The following is a 21928-nucleotide window of genomic DNA, read 5'->3' on the forward strand; positions in this document are numbered from 1 at the left end:
AAATAGTGTCATGAGGTGATTCTGATGACACTAAAAACAAATAATTTATTAACATTGCTGCACGATATTCTTGATGAACAGTGTGTTGGCTGTTGTGGTCAAGTATCAGAATATCAGCAAATCAAACGTCTAGTCAAAAATATGACGGCCAATAATCAAATTACAGACGAACAACTTTTGCAGTTACTTCCGGAAATCTATAATTACGGAAGACAAGGCGAAAATGCACAGAACGTCGAAGAACACATTACTGCAAATAAAAATAATTTAGAAACATGGATGAGTGCTATAGATGCTAACCTTCAATAAATTCTGCGACTTGTTCGTTTAATTCCTGTAAATCCCGCAATCTTTCCATTACTTTTGCGGGTTCTTTTCGTTTTAAATGCCATATTAAATAGTGGAGTGAATCATGCAACAAATACCAGTACATTCTCTCAAGAATACAATCATCTTTTTCAACTCCATACTTACATAACCAGTTTCTCCATTTCTCTCTCGGAAGGTACCATTTTAATACTAAGCCATAATCAGATGCTGGATCTGCTATCGTCGCGTTATCCCAGTCAATTAGATATAGGCTCCCATCTTTGGACATTAATAAATTATTATGATTCAAGTCATTATGACAAACGACTAATTTTTGGTTTCTAGTTTTTGGCAGTAATCGCTCCAAATATTCTAAAGCCTGTCGAACATCTTCATATTTATTAATTAAATTTAGTTCCAATAATTTTGTTTTAATGGAATGGAAAATATCATCAGAAGTTAAGGGCATTATTCCAATTCGCATTAACATATCAAGTAATTCAGTGGAATGGTGAATTTTGTGCAGGAGATCCGCGACACGACTATCTTGCATATCATCTGGCTTTAGTTCGCGCCCTTCTACCCATTCTTGTGCAGTTATGACATCACCATTTTCCATACGCTTTGTCCATACAAGCTTCGGGACAATTCCTTCTGCTGATAGCACAGCTAAAAAAGGAGAAGAATTTCGTTTTAAAAATAGCCGTTTGTTATCTTTGACAGCTATAAACGCTTCCCCTGTTAATCCACCAGCTGGTGTTAGTTTCCAGCCATCCCCTAATGCTTGTTCGAGCCATTCCAACATATAGTATTCACATCTTTCAAAAATAGCATTCCTTTTACATATTTTATAGGTATAAAAGACAAATTACAACCATATAATAGCTTTTTATACAGTTTGTGTATATTTTCTTCCGCGAATATTGATGAATTCTTGTCTTTTTGTTAAAGTTCCCATGCGACATTGAAAAGTTTGGCCATCTATCTGTGCACAAACGTTATCTTTCGAGATTATTTTAAATCCTGTCGTTTCTATTATTTCCACTTCTTTATATTTTACGTGCAATCCGGTAAAAACAGTTAAAAACAAAGATAACACTTTCCATTTTGATATTTTATGTAGAATTAACAGAGGTAGCACCTCATCTTGAATTTTAGCAGTAGGGATAATTTTCATTCCCCCTCCATAGTAGGGATGATTACAAGTTGTCAACATCCAACAATCTCGGAGAGTCTTTTTCTCATCGTTTATTTCTAATTCAATAGTCATTGGTTTAAATTTCATTAATACCTGAATAAGTGCAACTATATATGTTAACTTCCCCAAGCCTAATCTATTAAACAATGATTTATAACTCGCTTCATTAGCCATTCTAGTTATTTGTGCATCAAATCCAAACCCTACAGAATTAACAAATCTCTTATGTTCGTTTTGATTTATTATTATAGAACCAACCCAATACAGTAAATCTTCGTTACTATTTACTATCTGTTTAAGCAGTTTATTTGGTTTATTATGAATAGCTAATCCTCTTGCAAAATCATTTCCTGATCCACCTGGAATAAATCCTATAGGAATTCTCCTATGATAGAGACCATTGATCACTTCATGCAAAGTCCCATCCCCACCAATGACAATAATAGTGGTAATATCATGTAATTGATTTATTTGGCCTGCTATCTTTTTGGCATGACCAGGGTATTCTGTGAAATATACCATCTTTTCTAAGGTCTGAAATAACGTACTCTTCTTTAATTTCGAGAAGATTCTCATCCCCCGACCACTACCTGCTTGGGGATTTACAATAAATACGTACATTCTTCACTCCCCCATTTCTCCAATTGTCCGTAAACTGATATCTTCTTCCCACTCAGGACGTTGGACAGAAGTAGACTGACAATGGTGCAGTAATACCTCTGCAGCTTTTAATTGCCTATTCTTTAAAGTAGTTCTTAATTTCCTTCGCTTTTCAAACCACTCTTTATACTCATCTTTTCCTATTAATCTTGTTTGGTAAGGTTCGGTAGTATACAAAATGGAATTCGTTCGGGAAATAACTGTTTTATAAATAGGAAAATCTACTTCATATTTTTGTAAAATACTTTTTATGATGTGTTCTGTACGCTTTAAAGCAATCGTTGGATTAATCATTTTTGTAAAATCATTTTGCTGTTCAACCGTCCAAGACCTCTCGTTCCCAGCCATTACGATTGCCTGTGAATCTTCCTCGATAACATAGAGTATCTCAATCCCAAGTGGTGATATAAGCAATATTTCACCATCTATTGGTGCATTTTTAACAGTAAAAACCGGAAAGTACATCAGCAGGTATGTATCTGGAAATCGTTGCAGAAAATACTTTAGCAACGGATCTGTATAATATTTTTTATGAACATAAGAAATACGGTTTACGGTGGATGTTGCCCATTTTAATTGAAATGGCAGTATTTTGTCTAAAAAATAATGCTTTAACTCTTCCTCTGTATTCGGAAGTTCATCTGTTAATTCCTTTTGGTTTTCCTGCTCTACTTCTACCTTCTGATTACGCTGTATAAAAGTTTTTAACTTTGAAAATTTAGATGTTACAGATGTTGTTTCCTGATTATGTTCCTCATCATACAAACTGGTTAGTTCAGGATTAGACCAAGTTCTGTACAATTTATCCCAGTTTTGTTTTTTCACTCGTATAAATTGGGTTGGATAACGAAATGTATCCCACTCATAACGGGAAATGTAGTCTTTAAGTTTTATTAACTGTGCTACTTTCTACACCTCCTTACACTCCTCAACTATTACTCACTTTTCTTAATACATATGTTTTAACTGGTTCATACTTTTGCTTTCTTCCCGGATGAATTTGAAATACGATCACTTCACCTACATGCATTATTTTCGTCTCTGTGTATTGTTTTTGTATATTTGTGAGTGAGTCTGTATAGTCCTCCTGTGGGTGAGCCTTCCACCTTTTTGCCAATGTAATATGAGGGCGATAGATACGATTTTCTTTGGGGAATCCTAACTGTGCTGCTCTTTGTTCTACCAAATGATGCAACTCTTCTAAGCGATCATTTTTTTGAACACCAGCCCAAAGCACTCGAGGCTTTGTAGGATTTCCAAAAGTACCGATACCTCCTAATTGAATATCAAAGGAAGAGAAATTTTTTGCTGATAATAATGACTCACTAAGCATATCCAACTTTTCTTCTTCCATAGCACCTAGAAATTTCAGAGTTATATGCAAATCTTTTTTATTATACCATTGTTTATATGGCAATTTATTAGTTAATGCTTCTTGCCATTTCGAAAAATAATTCTGTAGTTCTTCTGGTAGATGTATACCAATAAAATAATGAGGTGCACCGCTCATTAGAGTTCCTCCTATTTCAATGATTGGCAATACGTTAATTCTTCTTCAGTAAGTTCACGATACTCGCCTAATTGTAACCTTTTATCCAGTTCTAATTTACCCATCTGGAGTCGTTTTAAATAAATAACCTTTTTACCAACTGCTTCAAACATTCTTTTTACCTGATGAAACTTCCCCTCGGTAATGGTTACAGTAATCTCAGATACATCGTCAGAGTCTATGATATCAAGGTCAGCTGGCTTAGATTGATACCCATCATTTAGGACAACACCCTTTTTAAATTCCTCTTTATCAGAAGCTGTCACCCTCCCTTGAATTTTGGCAAAATAAGTTTTGCCAATATCTTTATTAGGGGATGTCAACTGATGTCCAAGGTCACCATCATTTGTTAACAAAAGTAAGCCTTCTGTATCTTTATCAAGTCTTCCAACTGGAAATGGTTCAAATATTCGTTCCTCTTCAGATAATATATCTATAACCGTTTTCTCCCGTTGATCTGTTGTAGCCGAAATAACTCCTGGTGGCTTATTCATCATTAGATAGATGTATTTTTTATAGGTCACCAGGTTTCCGTTGCATTTTATGATATCTTTATTAGGTTCGACATGAGTACTACCATCCTTCACAACCTCATCGTTCACGGTGACCTTCTTTTTCTTTAAGAGTGATTTAACATCTTTTCTACTTCCATACCCCATATTTGCTAAAAGTTTATCTAATCGCATGGAATCTGTTCCTCCAAACTATCTGCTACGTTTTCTTCTTAATAAATCGATTGAAATTCGCTTCCCTAGAACCCGTTCGAGTAAAGTAGAGATATTGGCAAGATACAAATAGACTCCTCCACCAATACTTACACATAGACCAAGCATAATTATTGTACCCCAACGTGTTTCTGTAGGAATGAACAGATCAAAAACTGCCTTTACTCCCCAAATAACTAGCGCCATTATCATGACAAAGATTCCTATTAATATGGTCCGTTTTATCGTTTGTTTGAAGCTAAAGTCAATGGCTTTTTTTATTCGCCATAAATTTAAAAGAACGGCAATACCTGATGCTAAAGCTGTGCCAAAAATTGCACCCTTCGCACCAAACCAATGTATAAGTTGTATATTCAATAATATTTTAACCAAAAGACCAGCTACCAAACTAAACACGGCATATCGCTGTTCATTAATTCCTTGTAATATGGCAGCTGTCACACTAAATAGACCGAATAATAAAACAACTGGGGCATACCAGCCTAAAAGCGGTCCAGCCATATCAATAATAGTTAGTCCATATAATGCTCCATATACTTCTTCAGACAGTACGGCAATCCCTACAAAAGCTGGAACAACTAATACTAGGACAATTTGTAATGACTGATTAATTTGCTCATTTAACAGCTTCCGATTATTTTGAGTAAAAGATTTGGTTAAAGTTGGTAACAGCGATAAGGATAATCCTGTTGCAATCGTCATTGGGATAATAACTATTTTGTGCCCGTAATAATTAATAACAGCATAGGCATTTTCCCAAATACTTTCCAAACCAGAATCTACCATCGCTCGTTCAAACGTAAATTGGTCAACTAATTGATATAATGGAATTGCTAATCCAACCAAAATAAATGGCCCAGCATAGCTAAACAATTCCCTTATAAGTTCTTTTGTTGAAATATCATACGTATGTGTTTGTGACTGTAGTTGTTGATTATAATAAGGTTTGCGTACTTTCCAAAAGATAAGCAAAATGGCTAATGACGCCAATGCGCCTATAAATGCAGCAAAAGTGGATAAACCAACTGCTTGAACAATCGTTCCGTTAAAAACTTTTAAAATAAGGAAAGAGCCAATTAAAATAAAGGCAATACGTACAATTTGTTCCAAAACTTGTGAAACCGCAGTGGGTTTCATCGTCTCATGCCCCTGGAAAAAGCCGCGAACAATACTCATAACAGGGATAATTAATAAGGCAACACTCACCATTCTCGTCACATATGTAACATCTTCTACAGAAATTCCTACTGGATCTTCACTTGTAATCATCCATTTCGCTAGCCATTCTGCACTGAAAAACATGACAAGAAATGCAACTATTCCTGTTATTGCCATTATCATACTAGCAACTCTGAACATTCGCATTCCTGATTCATAATCACCTAATGAATTATACCTAGAAACAAATTTAGAAACAGCTACAGGTATTCCTACAGTCGATAGGCTAATGAATATACTGTATGGTGTATAGGCAAAGCTAAATAATGTTCCACCTGTCTCACCAACTAACGCATTAAATGGAATAACGTATATCATTCCTAAGAATTTGGATAAGAAAGATGCTAACGTTAATATAAAAGCACCTTTTACAATATTCGAAGACATATTTTCACCTATATTTCTAATAAACTTAGATTTCTAAACTAAATGGAGTTTTTTATACACTCCTGTTATTTTATCATACCTAAGGCATAGACAGATAACCTAACTTCACTCGTTTTGAGGAATTTTTTTCTGCCGACCCTTAGATTTTTTGTAATCTTTGATGCATCTTAATCATTGAAGTTGATTTAAAATGAGGCATACATGATAGAGCTCGCCGTTACATAAAAAATTTTCATGGTCAAATTTGCCGTACATTCACTCTTCACCTGCTGTTTAAAAATTGAGTAAAGACGTTAGTTAGTGGTAATATACTAACGAAAGGAATGAAGCGTATTGAATTATGATGTTATAGTCATTGGTGGTGGTCCATCAGGATTGATGGCAGCAATTGCTGCGGCAGAACATGGAGGCAAAACTCTACTTTTGGAAAAAGGTAAAAAGTTAGGGAAGAAGCTCGCTATTTCTGGCGGTGGAAGATGTAATGTGACTAACAAATTGCCACAAGAAGAAGTAATTAAACATATACCAGGTAATGGAAAATTTTTATATAGTGCATTTTCCGTTTTTAACAACTATGACATCGTAGACTTTTTTGAAAACATGGGTGTAGGTCTGAAAGAAGAAGATCATGGCAGGATGTTTCCAAAGTCTAATTCTGCAAAATCAGTTGTTGATGCATTAGTCAATAAAATGGAAGAGCTAGGCATAGAGGTGAAATTGAACACTCCCGTTGAAGCTGTCCATTATGATGAATTGGAACATACAGTTATATTAAAAGACGGGAAAAAGATCACGACAAAATCGATAGTCATTGCAGCAGGAGGAAAAGCGGTTCCGCACACAGGATCAACTGGTGACGGATATGCTTGGGCCAAAAAAGCCGGCCACACAATAACAGAGCTTTATCCTACTGAAGTTGCACTAAAATCCGATGAGGAGTTTATTAAAAACAAGAGTCTTCAAGGATTATCGCTAAGAGACGTCGCTCTATCTGTATTAAATAAACGGAATAAGCCTATTATCACCCATCAAATGGACATGATTTTTACCCATTTTGGTGTCTCGGGTCCAGCTGTACTCCGCTGTTCGCAGTTTGTTGTAAAAGAACTAATGCGAGGAAGAGAAATAGTCCCTATGGTGTTAGATGCTTTACCTAGTGAAAATGAAGAACAGCTATTTCAAAGCATCATGAAATCCGCTGCGGAAAATCCAAAGAAAGCATTTAAAAATGTGATAAAAGGAGTTGCACCTGAACGTTTTTTAACATACATACTGGAGCAAAATAAGGTAAGTGATGAGCAAAAATGTGCTAATGTATCTAAAGAAACCATACGGTCTATCGTACATGGCTTAAAAAAATTTACTTTTTATGTAAATGGATCCCTGCCTCTAGAAAAAGCATTTGTTACTGGTGGTGGTGTATCCATTAAAGAAGTCGTACCAAACACGATGCAGTCCAAAAGAATGCATGGTTTATACTTTTGTGGTGAAATTTTGGATATCCATGGTTATACTGGTGGATACAACATTACATCCGCTCTTGTAACAGGGAGACTCGCAGGGATGAACGCAGCGCTTGATGCTGTATCTGTTACTGGAAGATGATACCTCGCATTTTATATAGTCCTTTAGCCAACCTATTAATGTCTGGAGACAGACAAAGGAGCGGAAGCGAGTTTTTCTGTAGACATTTATACAACCTTAGCCTGGAAAGGGTGTTAAAAGATGGGTATGAGGAATCAAAATTGGTTACCAATCATTGCTTCTGTAGGAGTAGGTGCTGCAACTTACTATACAATGACTAAGAACAACCAGAGTCTCGGTCAAACCGTTCAGAAGGTACTACCGTTCGTAACAGGTATGAGTGGTGGGAACAATCAAGGAGTCCATTAGATACTTTTCTCCCTTAAAATAGGCTAAAATTAGCTAAAAGGCGTGCCACATGGTGGTGCGCTTTTTAAAAACGAATAATTGATCTTTTGTATTTTCAATCTCATCTCGTCAGCTCTGTTTCTTCATCCATTAGTTACCTCTATATTGTATACATGTATAGCATTAGGTAATAAGACACAATATAACTGTGTGTTAAATAATTTATAGGAGAATGACCAATGAATGCGAAACAAATACTATTTGTTGTTTTATTTTTACTTATCTCCCCCATGTCTCTGAATGGCGTTACAAACGAAGAAGAGGCTGTGTTAATTAATACATATCAAAAAGACGTAACAGGTGATGGCGTTTTAGATGAAATAAATTTAAAAGGTGTCCCTTTCTCAGATGGTGCAGAATACTTCCATAACATTTGGGCTGAGGTAAAAAGCAAAAGTACGGATGATGGGCGCTGGAGAATAAATTATGGGGATGGATATGAGCCAGAAATACAATTTGTTGATATAAATCATGATAAGATTCAAGATATGCTTTATCAAAGTCCTACTGGTGGAAGTGGCGGTTTGTATCATTATGACTTACATACCATTGCCAATAATCAATTATTAGAAATTCCACTCCCTAAACATGAATATGTTTCTGGAGAATTTACGGACCATTTTTTAGCTGAGGTTAAAATCTCGCCGAATGAAAAACCTATAGAAATCGATATAAGTAATCGTTCCAAGGAATACATTCGGCTAGGTATATACAATAAGGATGGAAAGCTAAAGAAATCCACCTCACTTATGATTGATCCTATTGCTTTTTTTGAACCAGTTAAATTAACGGATAAAAAAGGCTATGGGTTAAAAAGCTTTAAACAGGTAAGTGGGGCCTATCACGCTGACCAGCTCGGTACCATTGAAGCACTTTGGTATTATAGAGATGGTGAATGGATTGTCTTGCAATCTGAATGGAAGAAAGAATAATGTATTAAGAGCATCCTTTTCCACGTATCATGTTTAATTTTACATTAATTTCTGTGGGTGAAAAAATAACTAAAGGCTCATTTCGTAAGTTTTGTTGCTTTTTAAATGTCATAGTTGATAGAAATTGTTGATATATTTAATTAGGATTTATTTAATTAAGAATAGTGCTTTATATTCGCTATGGAAATACACTACGCGCACCTTAGGGGAGCTGGTGAGCCTCCTTCGTGCTGAAAAGCGTGTGCGCCTGCGTCTTCCAGTGATGCTTTGCAGCGGGCTTCCTCGGCGCTCAGCAGCGCCCGCGGAAAGCGTAGTATATTTCCGTAGCGCGTGTTAAGCAGTATTCTGAATTAAAGATATCAACAGGCTATACAAAATCTGGAAATAGGTTATATAAAGAGCAACAATTTTTAGAAAATAATCTAACTAATAAAACACTCTTCCCGCTTATACGAGAAGAGTGTTTTTCATTAATTAGCTACCACGTTAACAAGTTTTCCGGGAACAACGATAACTTTACGGATGGTTTTCCCTTCCAGCCATTTTTTCAGTGTTTCGTCTTCTAATGCTTGTTTTTCTAAATCATCTTTGGAAATATCTTTGGCAACATTTATTTTGGAACGAACTTTCCCCATTACTTGTAGAACGACTTCCACTTCATCTTCTACTAATTTGGATTCATCAAAAGTTGGCCACTGTGCATATGCAATGGACTCCTTATATCCTAGTTTCTCCCAGATTTCTTCTGTAATATGTGGTGCAACAGGAGATAGCAGTTTCACAAATCCTTCTACAAAAGCTTTTGGAAGTTTCTCTGCTTTGTATCCTTCGTTTACAAATACCATCATTTGGGAAATACCAGTATTGAAGTGAAGATTTTCAAAGTCTTCGGTTACTTTTTTTACCGTCTCATGATAAACCTTATCTAAATCTGAATTCTCCCCATCAGTAATTTTTTCAGTTAGTGAACCATCTTCATTTACAAACAAACGCCAGACGCGATCAAGGAAACGTCTTGCTCCATCCAGACCATTCGTGGACCATGCAACGGATGCATCAAGTGGTCCCATAAACATTTCATATAGTCGTAACGTGTCCGCACCGTGTGAAGATACGATATCATCAGGATTTACGACATTCCCTTTGGACTTACTCATTTTTTCATTACCTTCACCAAGAATCATCCCTTGGTTAAATAGTTTTTGGAATGGCTCTTTCGTTGGCACAACTCCGATATCATAAAGGAATTTATGCCAGAAACGTGCATATAGCAAGTGAAGCACCGCATGTTCTGCACCACCAATATATACATCTACTGGCAACCACTTTTCCAACGCTTCTGGATCACCGATTTTTTCAGCATTCTCTGGATCAATATAACGCAAGAAATACCAGGAGCTTCCTGCCCATTGAGGCATTGTGTTTGTTTCTCGACGCCCTTTTTTCCCTGTTTCCGGATCAACAACATTTACCCATTCACTATTATTAGCAAGTGGTGATTCTCCTGTTCCAGATGGTTTAATCTCTGACATCTTAGGCAACTCAAGCGGAAGTTCTTCCTCAGGAATAGCTGACATTGTTCCATCTTCCCAGTGAATGATTGGAATTGGTTCTCCCCAATAACGTTGTCTGGCAAATAACCAGTCACGAAGGCGATACGTGATTTTCTTTTCACCTTTGCCGTTTTCTTCCAACCAATCAATGGCTTTAGAGATAGCCTCTTCTTTTCCTAGTCCATTTAGGAAATCTGAATTTACATGCTCTCCGTCACCCGTATAGGCTTCCTTCGAAACGTCACCACCAGCAACTACTTCTACTATAGGAAGTTCAAATTTTTGTGCAAATTCATAGTCCCGTTCATCATGTGCTGGAACGGCCATAATGGCACCTGTTCCATAAGACATTAATACATAATCAGCAACCCAGATTGGAACTTTCTTGTTATTAATAGGGTTAATGGCATACGCTCCCGTAAATACCCCTGTTTTATCTTTGGCTAGCTCTGTACGTTCCAATTCTGATTTACTCTGTACTTTATCAAGATAAGCTTTTACTTGTGCTTTTTGATCTCCAGTAGTAATTTCCTCTACATAAGGATGTTCTGGTGCTAGAACAGCATAGGTCGCTCCAAATAGCGTGTCTGGTCTTGTAGTGAATACGACAAACTCTTTATCATGTCCGTCAATGGAAAAATTGACTTCCGCACCTTCTGATTTACCAATCCAATTTCGTTGCATTTCTTTCAAACTGTCTGGCCAATCCAGTTCATCTAAATCCTCTAAAAGACGATCGGCATATGCGGTGATACGAAGCATCCATTGTTTCATAGGTTTACGGATAACTGGATGTCCACCACGTTCACTTTTTCCGTCTATTACTTCTTCATTCGCCAAGACTGTCCCCAAAGCAGGGCACCAGTTAACTGGAACTTCATCAATATAGGCAAGGCCTTTCTCATATAGTTTCACGAAGATCCATTGGGTCCATTTATAATAATCAGGGTCTGTTGTATTTATTTCACGATCCCAATCATAACTAAACCCTAGTTCTTGGATTTGCCGTTTAAACGTTGCTATATTTTCCTCTGTAAACTCAGCAGGACTATTCCCAGTATCAATTGCATACTGTTCAGCAGGAAGTCCAAATGCATCCCAACCCATCGGATGAAGCACCTCATATCCTTGCATCCGTTTCATACGTGATAGAATATCAGTAGCTGTATATCCTTCCGGGTGTCCTACATGCAGTCCTGATCCTGAAGGATACGGAAACATATCCAAAGCATAAAATTTCTCTTTATCTGTGTAAGTATCTGTCTTAAATGTTTTATTTTCTTGCCAATACGATTGCCATTTCTTCTCAATTTTCCTATGATCAAAACTCAATTCTGTTTCCTCCCTTTTCTGTCAACAACAACGTAAAGTAAATAAAAAAAGCCACTCATCCCTAAATAGGGACGAGAAGCTTTAACTCCCGCGGTACCACCCAAATTAACGTTTTGAAACGTTCACTTAAAATCTTTAACGCAGATTAAACGGCAAGAACTACTAATCATTCGAACCTGCAACGATTAAGGTGAGTTCATAAATGTTCAAGCAACAGTTCACACCACCCACTGCCTCTCTATGCCTTGAGACATTTACTAATAATCCTTAATCAGAGTCGTTGTCATATTATATCGAAATTATAAAGAATAGTATCATCTTTGTCAATACTTCCCATTTCTATACATTCGTTGTATCTATTTATGTTAAAATATATTATATGATGAAATAAAGAAATATGTTACGAATATGTACGAAATTGTACAGGATAGTGAGGCGATAGCTATGTTAAAAGGAATTCTAAATTACGCTCATTACTTATTAGAAGAATCCGTCCATGAAGGAGAAACAGTAATCGATGCTACATGCGGAAATGGAAATGATACGTTATTTTTAAGTGAACTTGTTGGGGAGAATGGACATGTACTTGCGTTCGATATTCAGGAGCAAGCTATTGCGGTAACTAGAAATGTGTTAATAAAACATGGTAAATCAAATGTATCCCTTATTCATGATAGTCATGCAAACCTTTCAGACTACTTGCCAAAGGATAAAAAGAAAACAGTAGGTGGTGCTATTTTTAACCTTGGTTATTTGCCAAAAAGTAATAAAGAAGTGGTTACTAAACCTGAATCTACCATTACCGCATTAACTATCATTTTAGATGCTTTAAAACAGAACGGGCTTATAGTCCTTGTTGTTTATCACGGACATGAAGGCGGTCAAGAAGAAAAAGAAGCTATCTTAAAACATGTACTTAAGCTTAATCAAAAGGATTACAGTGTACTTCGATACGGGTTTATTAATCAAAAAAATAATCCACCGTTTATTATTGCCATACAGAAGAAATAAAGGTTAAGATATTTCTAGAGAAGCAATTAGCTTCTCTATTTTTGAGCATTTAAGCGAACAATCAACTTAGGAGAGAAACTATATATGAATAAAAAGGACATAGCAAATATTCGGAAGCAATTTAAAGTTGGGAATGATTTACTTAAAATTAACGATATCTTTAATGTATATATTATGAAAGAATCAAGTGAAATTTATCATCATCAAAGTCAAGCTTTCGAACTATTGGATCAAGATCAGCAAGAGTTATTTATGAATAACTTCAAAAAAGTTCTGACAGGTCAATTGGATCAAAAACTTTTTGAATTAAAGTTTCAGCGTGAAGCTGAGAATAATAGCCAGCTTATTTTGCATCAAGGATTACTAAGCAGTGATGTAGATAGCTGGAAAGAGCAAATGTTACACATTGTAGAAAAGATGCTTAAAGATCGACAATATGAGATGGATATCGTTGTTACATTTATTCGTGGCGAATATTTAAAGCCAACCAAACGGCAGTCCGAAGAAACCGAAGAAAGTAATCGTGATACCGTTTATTCCCATTCCTTCATCCTTTGCAGTATTAACAAAACGCAAGAGCCAAAAAAGGAATTGCTTTTTGATTATGTCGAAAAGGAGTTCAAATATAATATTGTCGTTGATCCTATCATCAACCTGAAAGCCCCTGTAGGAGGTTTTTTATTTCCCAGCTTCACGAATAACGCAGCAGATGTCAACCATATTTTATATTCAGCACCAAAAGCATACGAGCCTGATTATTACTTCATAGAGGAAGTATTAAATGGTGAAGACATGATGACGGCTGAAGATGATAAAATCGTTTTTGAAGAAATTGTTAAAGATGTAACAGGAGACCGATTGAACACTTCTACTCTCGCCAATGTATATGAAGAAATTCACCGTGTGATTGAAGAAAACGAAGAAGAGGAAGAAGAAGTACCAAAATTAGATTACAAAGACGTTGAACGTGTTTTAGCAATGAGTGGAATTGAAGATGTAGACACAAAAAAAGTAGAATCAGCTTTTCAAAAAGTAATTGATGATGGAAACTATGAACTAAAAGCAAGTAGCATCATACCTAAGTACAATTCAAAATCAATTAAAATCGAAACAAAGTTAGCTAAGATAGCTATTAGTCCACAAGATTTAAGATACGTTAGACAAGTGAATTTCAGTGGAAAAAGATACCTTATGATTGAAGTGGAAGAAGATACAGTGATTGAAGGATTTACCATGATTCCAGAGGCATTTAACAATAATGTAGAGGATAAAGAATAATTACTTATACATGTATTCCTGTTCGTTATTTATTACTGCCTGATACGATTATTTATACTCATACAACAACAAGCTTTTTTAATATAAGCTGAAGAGAAATCCTGCAGTTAATGAGGCTGGGACAAAAGTATTTTCTCAAAGGAAAATCCGAACATGATTGTGGATTGGTGCATAAATACCGCTCCGGAAATATACTTCGCACACCTTAGGGGAGCTGGTGAGCCTCCTTCGTGCTGAAAAGCGTGTGCGCCTGCGTCTTCCAGTGATGCTTTGAAGCGGGCTTCCTCGGCGCAAGGGAGCAGGGAAGAGTATTCAAGTAGTTCCCTCACTACGCAGTCTCACCGATGCTCTTCTTCCCGCAGGACAAGGAATGCTACGGCAGCGAAACATCTTCTTTTTCAAGGAGTCTACGTATATTTCCTCCGCTATGTAGCACATTGTTCGTTTTCTGAGTTAAACACTTTAGTTATGTCCCAGCCTCATTATTCCCTTGGACAGATCCCCTCCCCTCTTTTACTTGCCTCTTGTTGCCTTTTAACTGTCACAGTTGATACAAGCATAGTGTGAACGAGAGTAATACTATTACTGAATTAAAGAGATTCAACCATCTTTTAGAATAAACTTTTCTTTCATACAGCATTTTTGTTTTTGCTAAGTTTATAATAAATCTTTGTGTTCATGTTGAAAAATCTTGCCCTATTTCCACTAATTTTTAATAAATCTTTTGCTATTTCATGTCCACTATCCAATGTTTTTACTTTCATATCACCTAGATATAAACCAACCAAACCATGATGAACCATTTTATGAAACTTAGCATCTGGCAACTTTCTTACTCGATTATCCGTCTGATTGATAAAAAAAGTAAATCGTTCTTTCATTTTTTCTTTGCTCGGATAATAATCACAGAAGTTTAAATCTCCTTCTTCTTTATCTTCCTGCTGATCAATGAAATAATCTAATAATATATGCAGACCTTGCATATAAGGAAAATAGCTATCATATATAGCTTCTGCTAATTTTTTATCCAATCGACCTGATAGCGCGTAAGAAAGCAGGCAAAATATACCTAAAGTAGAACCTGCTGCTGCAGCAAATTCATACCATGTAAGAGTTGGTACTTTTACTTTATTCCTTTCGTACCATTTGGTAAGCCTTGGTATTCGTTCTTCTAGTATTACATGTTTATGTATTTGTAAGTTAGCGTACATGTCTTCTAGGTTTATTAGGTGTATTCTCATGTGTTCTTTATTTTCTGTATTTCTTATAACATCCTGACATGTCTCAACTAAGTCTATTAAGTAATTACCATCTTCCTGATCCTCTCGGAGTTGATAATAATCTTTTACGGAATTCCCAGGAGATAGAGCATCTTCCATCGACTGATGCAAAAGTCTAAAATCATTCGGATCAAGAGAAGTACTTCTATCACAGAGATTGTCAAGATAATCACTTATTGTTTGATAGGCAACAATAAAGCGAACCGCCTCTTTCCACCTTTCTCCTGCTAGCAATGCAAATACTGCTCCCCCCTGACAGTGAAATCGCTTGGATGCAATACTTGCGAGAGCTTGAGTACGCAATTCATTATTAGGTATTTGTTTGGCACGGGATTCCCATTTCTGAAGTTCAGTTTTTACTGCGGGGAAAATTTTACGATAAACAGCAGTCATTAATGTTACTGAGGTAGTTGGTACGTGAGACAAGATTTTTCCTCCGATCATTATTTCCAATCATTCTTCATTATTTGCTATACTTAATTATATCAGATTACCCTGTAGAAAATACATATTGGAGGGATTCAAGAATGATAGGAGAATATAAAGGAGTTTCACCGAAAATTCATGATTCTGCATTCGTTGCAAAAGACGCTGTAGTCGTAGGGGATGTGACTATTGGGGAACAATCAAGTATCTGGTTTAAAACTGTAATACGTGGAGATGTTGCACCAACCCATATCGGTAAACGAGTCAGCATCCAAGATTTATCTATGCTGCACCAAAGTCCAAACAACCCGTTAATAGTCGAAGATGATGTCACAGTTGGCCACCAAGTAACATTACATTCTGCTATCGTTCGAAAAAATGCGTTAGTTGGAATGGGGGCTCTTATTTTAGATGGCGCTGAGATTGGAGAAAGTGCTTTCGTTGGAGCTGGAAGTCTTGTCCCACCTGGAAAGAAAATACCTCCTCATACACTTGTAATGGGGCGACCAGCAAAGGTAGTTCGCAAATTAACTGCAGAGGATTATGCGGAAATGGAACGAGTTAGAAAATCCTATGTAGAAAAAGGTCAATATTATAATGAAAAAACAAATTTTGGAAAGTAACTGATTCCAACAATCGACAGTTTCTTATATTAGCCCTAGTACTTAAATGCCCAAAAATGATACACACGTTTATTTTAAATGGAAAATAACGTGTGTATTATTGGGGCTTTTAATCTTTTAAACATAATTTACGCGTACGAGCAAGCGCTATTGTCTTCCACAATAAATAGATTGTCAATATGATTAACCCAGCAATTTGGATATGAAAAAACCAATAATAATAGATTTTTTCTGTTTCTAAATACATATAAAAAGTTGCGTTTGTTACCGCCGCTGATGGGAAGAGATATGCCCACCAAGTAATAAAAAATGGAATCGTTATAAATTGCTTGATTTGAATAACGAGAAGCAGCCCTAAATAAAACGCTATTCCAAATAATATATATGCAAATACATCCATCTGATCAGTAATTTTTATATAAGAAACAAAACCTATACCTGGTGGTGCTAAGATAATGAAGATAGTTGGAATTAATTTTAATGGTAATGGTTTCTGGAAGTACATACGAAAAACAAATAATACCATGTAAATAATACTGAATAATATACCTATACTGAAAAAAATCAAATTAATATCTTGACTAACATGATTTACACCAGCTAATGGCACTACAATATTTCCAACAATAGGAATAAACCAGGCAGGATTAAACTGTGAAAGCTCAAAAGTTGTATTACCCAACAACCTCTTCAAAACAATAAGTGTTAAAAGGAGTTGCAAAATAGTACCCATTCCCCATACAACAAACGATAATGTTACATGAATCTCGTAATACAATGCAGCTAACAATAATAAACTAATTGAAATAGCTGCAAAAAAGTTAACTTTTAATGGATGGTCAAAATCCACTTTTACATCAGAACCATACCGAAAAAGTCGATAAAGCAATATCCCTGCATTTATAACAAAAAGTATGGAAGTTATAATAAGAAAGATAGTCGAAATTATTGATTGGATTTCATATAAATTTTCCCAAAGCTTCAGGGACATGGTTACACCTGCTAACCCCATAACACTAGCAAATAACCCAATTGGAAAATAACGTATTCCCCGTTCTTGATTCATTTAGTTTCCCCCATAATCATAATATAAACTTAATATACCTATATAGGTATGATGTCATTTGAATCATACGAAAAAAAGTACCATTTGTCATCTTTTTTGCTTTAAAGATTTTCACATTCTATATAAAATTCAGAACAAAGTTTTGTCTAAGAAATATTCTTTTGAAAATAGCCAAAAAAGAAAAACCACTCAACTAATCCTAGTTAAGTGGCTCTTACAAGTTATTTTACTAATGCTTTTAATTCTTCTACTTTATCTGTTCTCTCCCAAGGGAATTGGATATCCGTTCTGCCAAAATGACCGTAAGCTGCAGTATCTTTAAAGATAGGCTTTCTTAAATCAAGCATACTGGTAATTCCTGCTGGACGCAGATCAAATAATTCACGCACAGCATTTACTAAGTCCGTTTCAGAAACCTTTCCACTTCCAAATGTATTTATGGAAATAGAAACCGGTTCTGCAACACCAATAGCATAAGCTAATTGCACCTCACAAGATTTAGCTAAGTCAGCGGCCACGATATTTTTAGCCACGTAACGTGCGGCATAAGCTGCAGAACGGTCTACTTTTGTAGAATCTTTTCCACTAAATGCACCACCACCGTGACGAGCGTAACCACCATATGTGTCAACAATAATTTTACGCCCTGTTAATCCAACATCTCCTTGTGGTCCCCCAACAACAAATCGACCTGTTGGATTAATGAAATATTTCGTCCCTTCATCCAATAACTCAACAGGAACAACTGGTTCAATAACTTGCTCCTTCATATCTTTTTCAATCTGTTCCTGTGTTGCTTCCGGATGATGCTGTGTAGAGATGACAACAGTATCCACGCGAACAGGTTTGTCATTTTCATCGTATTCAATAGTCACTTGAGTTTTCCCATCTGGGCGTAAATAATCCACTACATTTTCCTTCCGTACATCGGACAGACGCTTGGACAACTTATGAGCTAATGAAATTGGCAGTGGCATTAATTCTTCTGTTTCGTCACAAGCAAAGCCAAACATTAACCCCTGATCCCCAGCTCCAATTGCTGAGATAGCTTCATCACTCATTTTTCCTTCGCGTGCTTCAAGTGCCTGATCAACACCCATCGCAATATCAGGGGATTGTTCATCTATTGCAGTTAATACGGCACAAGTTTCTGCATCAAAACCAAATTTCGCTCTTGTATACCCAATTTCTTTCACCGTTCTTCGTACAATTGCTGGAATATCCACATATGTACTTGTCGAAATTTCCCCAGCTACTAGTACCAATCCTGTAGTTACAGTAGTTTCACATGCTACACGGGCATTTGGATCATTTGTTAAAATTTCATCAAGAATGGCATCAGAAATTTGATCTGACATTTTATCTGGATGACCTTCTGTTACAGATTCGGATGTAAATAAACGACGTTTTTCAGCCATTAGGCTCATTCTCTCCTTTATGTAATGTTACGGAACTCTATTAAATCAAAGAGGCAGTTCAAAAAATCCAGTACATTATCTTTTAGAACACACACTCAAAAACTATCTACTATTCAAAGTACACCTAAGGCCTTTCCTGTTATTCTTATCTATAATAAAGCATTGGAGAAGCCAAAGATTTTTATACCGAGGAGTGAAAAATCTCTCTACAAAAGTAAAAAATCCCTTCCTGCAATGAGGAAAGGGGGTACCGGTCCTTTCACTCTTATTGTCCAAGGAATGTTCCTTGCTTCAGGTAAGCACCTTTTCACCGTAGTGATGGTTGCTGGGCTTCATCGGGTCTGTCCCTCCACCGACTCTGAATAAGAGAGTATCCGTTCGTTGTTTATGGTAACGAAACAGCCTTATATTGTCAACAATTTAGTTGTAGGTAACTAAGTAGGAGTAAGTATTACATTAAGATAACAATATTAATATCAATTTATTAGTTACTATATTAATGTTACAATTTGCAAATAATAAAACACAAAAGTAATGCATTGTTCATTATTACAGAAGGTTGGTGTATTATCATGCAGAAAACAGTTTCCTTAAGCGCTCTTAAATCGTTAGTGGAAAGTAAATTAAAGAAAAAAACTCTCATTAAAGTAATGTGGAATGACAATGAAAAAATAACATTATTTATCACCCCTAATATGAAAATCAATTCTTTTATCTTTGATGAAAAAGAAGGTCATCTTTTTTATGACAATGAAGGGAAAATAATTAACTATGATATCCCCTGCATCATATTAGAAAAAAACTTAATTGATGGAAAAGTTTTACTTGACAGGTTGTTAATTAACAACAACCCTCTTTCTAAAGATGACATCGCATCCTTATCTAACTTAACTTAATGTAGAAGAGGCTGAAATTATGAATATCTTCCTTGTTATTGCCTCTTGATTGTTCTAATGATTTAGTGTACTTACATTCGCTCCTGCAGAATACTACGCTTTCCGTGGGCACGGCTTCGAGCCTCCTGGGGAAAGCGTATTTTATATTTATAAAAGTAAAATAGTACACATCTTCATAAACAACATGAATGTTTAGACATAAATTATTGTAAATAAAAATAAGAAAAATTTACCTGTAATTAGTATGGACTATTATTTTAAATGTGTTATACTATTACACATAATAAGAAAATTTATGGTGGATTGAATTCTTTAAGTAAACCATCAAAAAAAGGCAGGAGAAATAAATGAAAATGGTGGAAAGAACATTGCTAAAAGATCTTTATACTCATAAGAACATCAAAGAGAATTTATCAGTGCCACGATTAGTAGAAATAATTCTAGAACGCAAGGAAGCTGTATTATCTGAAACTGGAGCTGTTCGTGCGACGACAGGGACGTATACAGGCAGGTCGCCGAAAGATAAATTTATTGTGAAGGATGAAGTATGTAAGGATTTTGTTGATTGGGGTTCTGTAAACCAGCCAATTGAAGAAAAATATTTTGATAGTCTTTATCAAAAAGTTGTAGATTATCTGAAAGAAAAAGATGAGCTATATTCTTTCAAAGGCTTTGCAGGAGCAGATAAAAAATACCGATTACCAATTCAAGTTATTAATGAGTATGCTTGGCATAATTTGTTTTCTCGACAATTATTCATTACACCAACAGATGAAGAATTAGAAAGTCATCAATCTGAATTCACCATCATCTCTGCACCAGATTTCAAAGCAGACCCAATTGTTGATGGAACCAATTCTGAAACATTTATTATCATTTCATTTAAAAAACGAGTTATCCTAATTGGTGGTACAGAGTATGCTGGTGAGATTAAGAAGTCAATTTTTTCTATTATGAACTACCTCTTGCCCAACCAAGACGTTTTATCTATGCACTGCTCAGCAAATGTGGGGCAAGAAGGAGACGTAGCACTTTTCTTCGGCCTTTCAGGTACTGGAAAAACAACACTTTCCGCTGATCCTTACCGCCGCTTAATCGGAGATGATGAGCACGGTTGGGGACCAAATGGTGTTTTTAATATTGAAGGCGGATGCTACGCGAAGTGTATCAATCTTTCTGAAGAAAAAGAACCACAAATTTACAATGCTATTCGTTTTGGATCTGTTTTAGAGAATGTTATTTTGGATGAAGAAACGAGACTACCGGATTACGATGATACTTCTTTAACCGAGAACACTAGGGCTGCATACCCGTTAGAAAATATCGATAATATTATTACACCAAGCGTTGCAGGCCATCCAAATGCAATTATATTTTTAACAGCTGATGCATCTGGCACATTACCACCAATTAGTAAACTATCAAAAGAACAAGCAATGTACCACTTTCTAAGTGGTTATACAAGTAAATTAGCTGGAACAGAACGTGGTGTAACAGAACCACAGGCTACATTCTCAGCTTGCTTTGGCTCACCTTTCCTGCCTTTAGCACCATCTAAATATGCAGAAATGCTTGGGGAAAAAATTGATCAATATAATGCTACAGTATTCCTTGTAAATACTGGCTGGACTGGTGGTTCTTATGGTGTAGGAAAACGAATGAAACTTTCCTATACTCGCGCAATGGTTCATTCAGCGTTAGAAGGTGAATTAAATAACGTGGAGACAGTAAAAGATGAAATATTTGGTCTTGACATTCCTATGCATATTCCAGGTGTACCAGATGAGGTATTAATTCCTAAGCAAACATGGGAAGATAAGGTTGCGTACAATCGTACAGCACAAGATTTAGCTCTTAAATTTCATGAGAACTTCAAGAAATTCAAGCAAGCTTCTGATGAAATTAAGCAAGCAGGCCCTGTATACAAAGGGTAAACTATATATTTATTTCCTCATCCCAAAAGGATTTCAATCTTAAAAGTAAATAACTTTGTTAGTACTATTCTAGCAGCCGACTTCTTTAAGGAAGTCGGTTTTTTTTGCGAGTGGCAGCACATACATCTTTAGGGTGAGAGTCCCGAATGCGCCGTGCAGCCGGTAAGCATTAGCTGACAAATAGTGCGTTGACTGCGAAGT

19 protein-coding genes, 1 riboswitch and 1 other annotated feature are annotated in these 21928 nt (G+C 36.0%); of the genes, 9 read left to right on the forward strand and 10 right to left on the reverse strand.

Features of this window, described 5'->3' with window-relative positions; genetic code table 11:
• Window positions 1-24: 24 nt before the first annotated feature.
• The gene (locus D8M06_RS17280; RefSeq protein WP_121205835.1) at window positions 25-309 is read left to right on the forward strand and encodes a YtzH-like family protein; all 285 of its coding nucleotides are present in this window, start codon (window positions 25-27) and stop codon (window positions 307-309) included.
• Here D8M06_RS17280 and D8M06_RS17285 read toward each other — a convergent pair.
• From D8M06_RS17285 to D8M06_RS17310, 6 genes are all read right to left on the reverse strand, one after another.
• Complete coding sequence (locus tag D8M06_RS17285; RefSeq protein WP_121205836.1) at window positions 296-1114, reverse strand: phosphotransferase family protein; 819 nt, start codon at window positions 1112-1114, stop codon at window positions 296-298. The two genes, D8M06_RS17280 and D8M06_RS17285, sit on opposite strands and share 14 nt — an antisense overlap.
• An 84-nt stretch (window positions 1115-1198) precedes the next feature.
• Window positions 1199-2128 (reverse strand): diacylglycerol/lipid kinase family protein, encoded by a 930-nt coding sequence (locus D8M06_RS17290; RefSeq protein ID WP_121205837.1) that lies wholly within the window; start codon window positions 2126-2128, stop codon window positions 1199-1201.
• Between the two features lie 3 nt (window positions 2129-2131).
• Window positions 2132-2968, reverse strand: coding sequence for an NERD domain-containing protein (locus tag D8M06_RS17295; RefSeq protein ID WP_241558982.1), 837 nt, complete (start codon window positions 2966-2968; stop codon window positions 2132-2134).
• Between the two features lie 127 nt (window positions 2969-3095).
• Window positions 3096-3677: an RNA 2',3'-cyclic phosphodiesterase gene (thpR, locus tag D8M06_RS17300; RefSeq protein WP_121205839.1), complete on the reverse strand. Its 582-nt coding sequence runs from the start codon at window positions 3675-3677 to the stop codon at window positions 3096-3098.
• Window positions 3678-3688: 11 nt separating this feature from the next.
• The gene (locus tag D8M06_RS17305) at window positions 3689-4402 is read right to left on the reverse strand and encodes a pseudouridine synthase (protein ID WP_121205840.1); all 714 of its coding nucleotides are present in this window, start codon (window positions 4400-4402) and stop codon (window positions 3689-3691) included.
• Between the two features lie 18 nt (window positions 4403-4420).
• A complete protein-coding gene (locus D8M06_RS17310; RefSeq protein ID WP_121205841.1) occupies window positions 4421-6046 on the reverse strand; it encodes a putative polysaccharide biosynthesis protein in 1626 nt (541 codons plus the stop codon).
• 333 nt (window positions 6047-6379) lie between these two features.
• Here D8M06_RS17310 and D8M06_RS17315 point away from each other — a divergent pair, with 333 nt between their 5' ends.
• The 3 genes from D8M06_RS17315 to D8M06_RS17320 all read left to right on the forward strand — a co-directional run bounded on the left by D8M06_RS17315 (window position 6380) and on the right by D8M06_RS17320 (window position 8910).
• Window positions 6380-7651 carry a BaiN/RdsA family NAD(P)/FAD-dependent oxidoreductase gene (locus D8M06_RS17315; protein WP_121205842.1) on the forward strand — a complete coding sequence of 424 codons (1272 nt, stop codon included), beginning with the start codon at window positions 6380-6382 and terminating at the stop codon, window positions 7649-7651.
• A gap of 120 nt (window positions 7652-7771) precedes the next feature.
• On the forward strand, window positions 7772-7939 hold the full coding sequence (locus D8M06_RS19915; protein WP_158591819.1) for a hypothetical protein: 168 nt from the start codon (window positions 7772-7774) through the stop codon (window positions 7937-7939).
• Window positions 7940-8157: 218 nt separating this feature from the next.
• Window positions 8158-8910 carry a hypothetical protein gene (locus tag D8M06_RS17320; RefSeq protein ID WP_121205843.1) on the forward strand — a complete coding sequence of 251 codons (753 nt, stop codon included), beginning with the start codon at window positions 8158-8160 and terminating at the stop codon, window positions 8908-8910.
• Between the two features lie 470 nt (window positions 8911-9380).
• On the opposite strand, the gene leuS is transcribed toward D8M06_RS17320, so the two are convergent.
• Window positions 9381-11795, reverse strand: coding sequence for a leucine--tRNA ligase (leuS, locus tag D8M06_RS17325; RefSeq protein WP_121205844.1), 2415 nt, complete (start codon window positions 11793-11795; stop codon window positions 9381-9383).
• 64 nt (window positions 11796-11859) lie between these two features.
• Window positions 11860-12079, reverse strand: a binding site (T-box leader).
• A 160-nt stretch (window positions 12080-12239) separates the two neighbouring features.
• On the opposite strand from leuS, the gene mnmM reads away from it, so the two are divergent.
• Both mnmM and D8M06_RS17335 read left to right on the forward strand, forming a co-directional pair.
• Window positions 12240-12806 (forward strand): tRNA 5-(aminomethyl)-2-thiouridylate-methyltransferase MnmM, encoded by a 567-nt coding sequence (mnmM, locus tag D8M06_RS17330; RefSeq protein ID WP_121205845.1) that lies wholly within the window; start codon window positions 12240-12242, stop codon window positions 12804-12806.
• Window positions 12807-12890: 84 nt separating this feature from the next.
• A complete protein-coding gene (locus D8M06_RS17335) occupies window positions 12891-14084 on the forward strand; it encodes a DUF4317 domain-containing protein (protein WP_121205846.1) in 1194 nt (397 codons plus the stop codon).
• Between the two features lie 629 nt (window positions 14085-14713).
• Here D8M06_RS17335 and D8M06_RS17340 read toward each other — a convergent pair.
• The gene (locus D8M06_RS17340) at window positions 14714-15790 is read right to left on the reverse strand and encodes a tetraprenyl-beta-curcumene synthase family protein (protein ID WP_338323000.1); all 1077 of its coding nucleotides are present in this window, start codon (window positions 15788-15790) and stop codon (window positions 14714-14716) included.
• 101 nt (window positions 15791-15891) lie between these two features.
• Here D8M06_RS17340 and D8M06_RS17345 point away from each other — a divergent pair, with 101 nt between their 5' ends.
• Entirely contained in the window at window positions 15892-16413 is a 522-nt protein-coding gene (locus D8M06_RS17345) for a gamma carbonic anhydrase (protein WP_121205847.1), read from the forward strand.
• A gap of 109 nt (window positions 16414-16522) precedes the next feature.
• On the opposite strand, the gene D8M06_RS17350 is transcribed toward D8M06_RS17345, so the two are convergent.
• Together D8M06_RS17350 and metK are read right to left on the reverse strand one after the other, a co-directional pair.
• Window positions 16523-17479, reverse strand: coding sequence for an SLAC1 anion channel family protein (locus D8M06_RS17350; RefSeq protein WP_121205848.1), 957 nt, complete (start codon window positions 17477-17479; stop codon window positions 16523-16525).
• A 221-nt stretch (window positions 17480-17700) separates the two neighbouring features.
• Entirely contained in the window at window positions 17701-18897 is a 1197-nt protein-coding gene (metK, locus tag D8M06_RS17355) for a methionine adenosyltransferase (RefSeq protein WP_121205849.1), read from the reverse strand.
• Window positions 18898-19159: 262 nt separating this feature from the next.
• A riboswitch (SAM riboswitch) is annotated at window positions 19160-19266 on the reverse strand.
• 203 nt (window positions 19267-19469) lie between these two features.
• Between metK and D8M06_RS17360 the strand changes: the two genes are divergently transcribed.
• On the forward strand, window positions 19470-19793 hold the full coding sequence (locus D8M06_RS17360) for a hypothetical protein (protein WP_121205850.1): 324 nt from the start codon (window positions 19470-19472) through the stop codon (window positions 19791-19793).
• A 347-nt stretch (window positions 19794-20140) separates the two neighbouring features.
• Entirely contained in the window at window positions 20141-21727 is a 1587-nt protein-coding gene (gene pckA / locus D8M06_RS17365) for a phosphoenolpyruvate carboxykinase (ATP) (protein ID WP_121205851.1), read from the forward strand.
• The last annotated feature ends 201 nt before the right edge of the window (window positions 21728-21928 follow it).

The organism is Oceanobacillus halophilus, from assembly GCF_003628505.1.
GTDB classification, from domain to species: Bacteria; Bacillota; Bacilli; order Bacillales; family Amphibacillaceae; genus Oceanobacillus; species Oceanobacillus halophilus.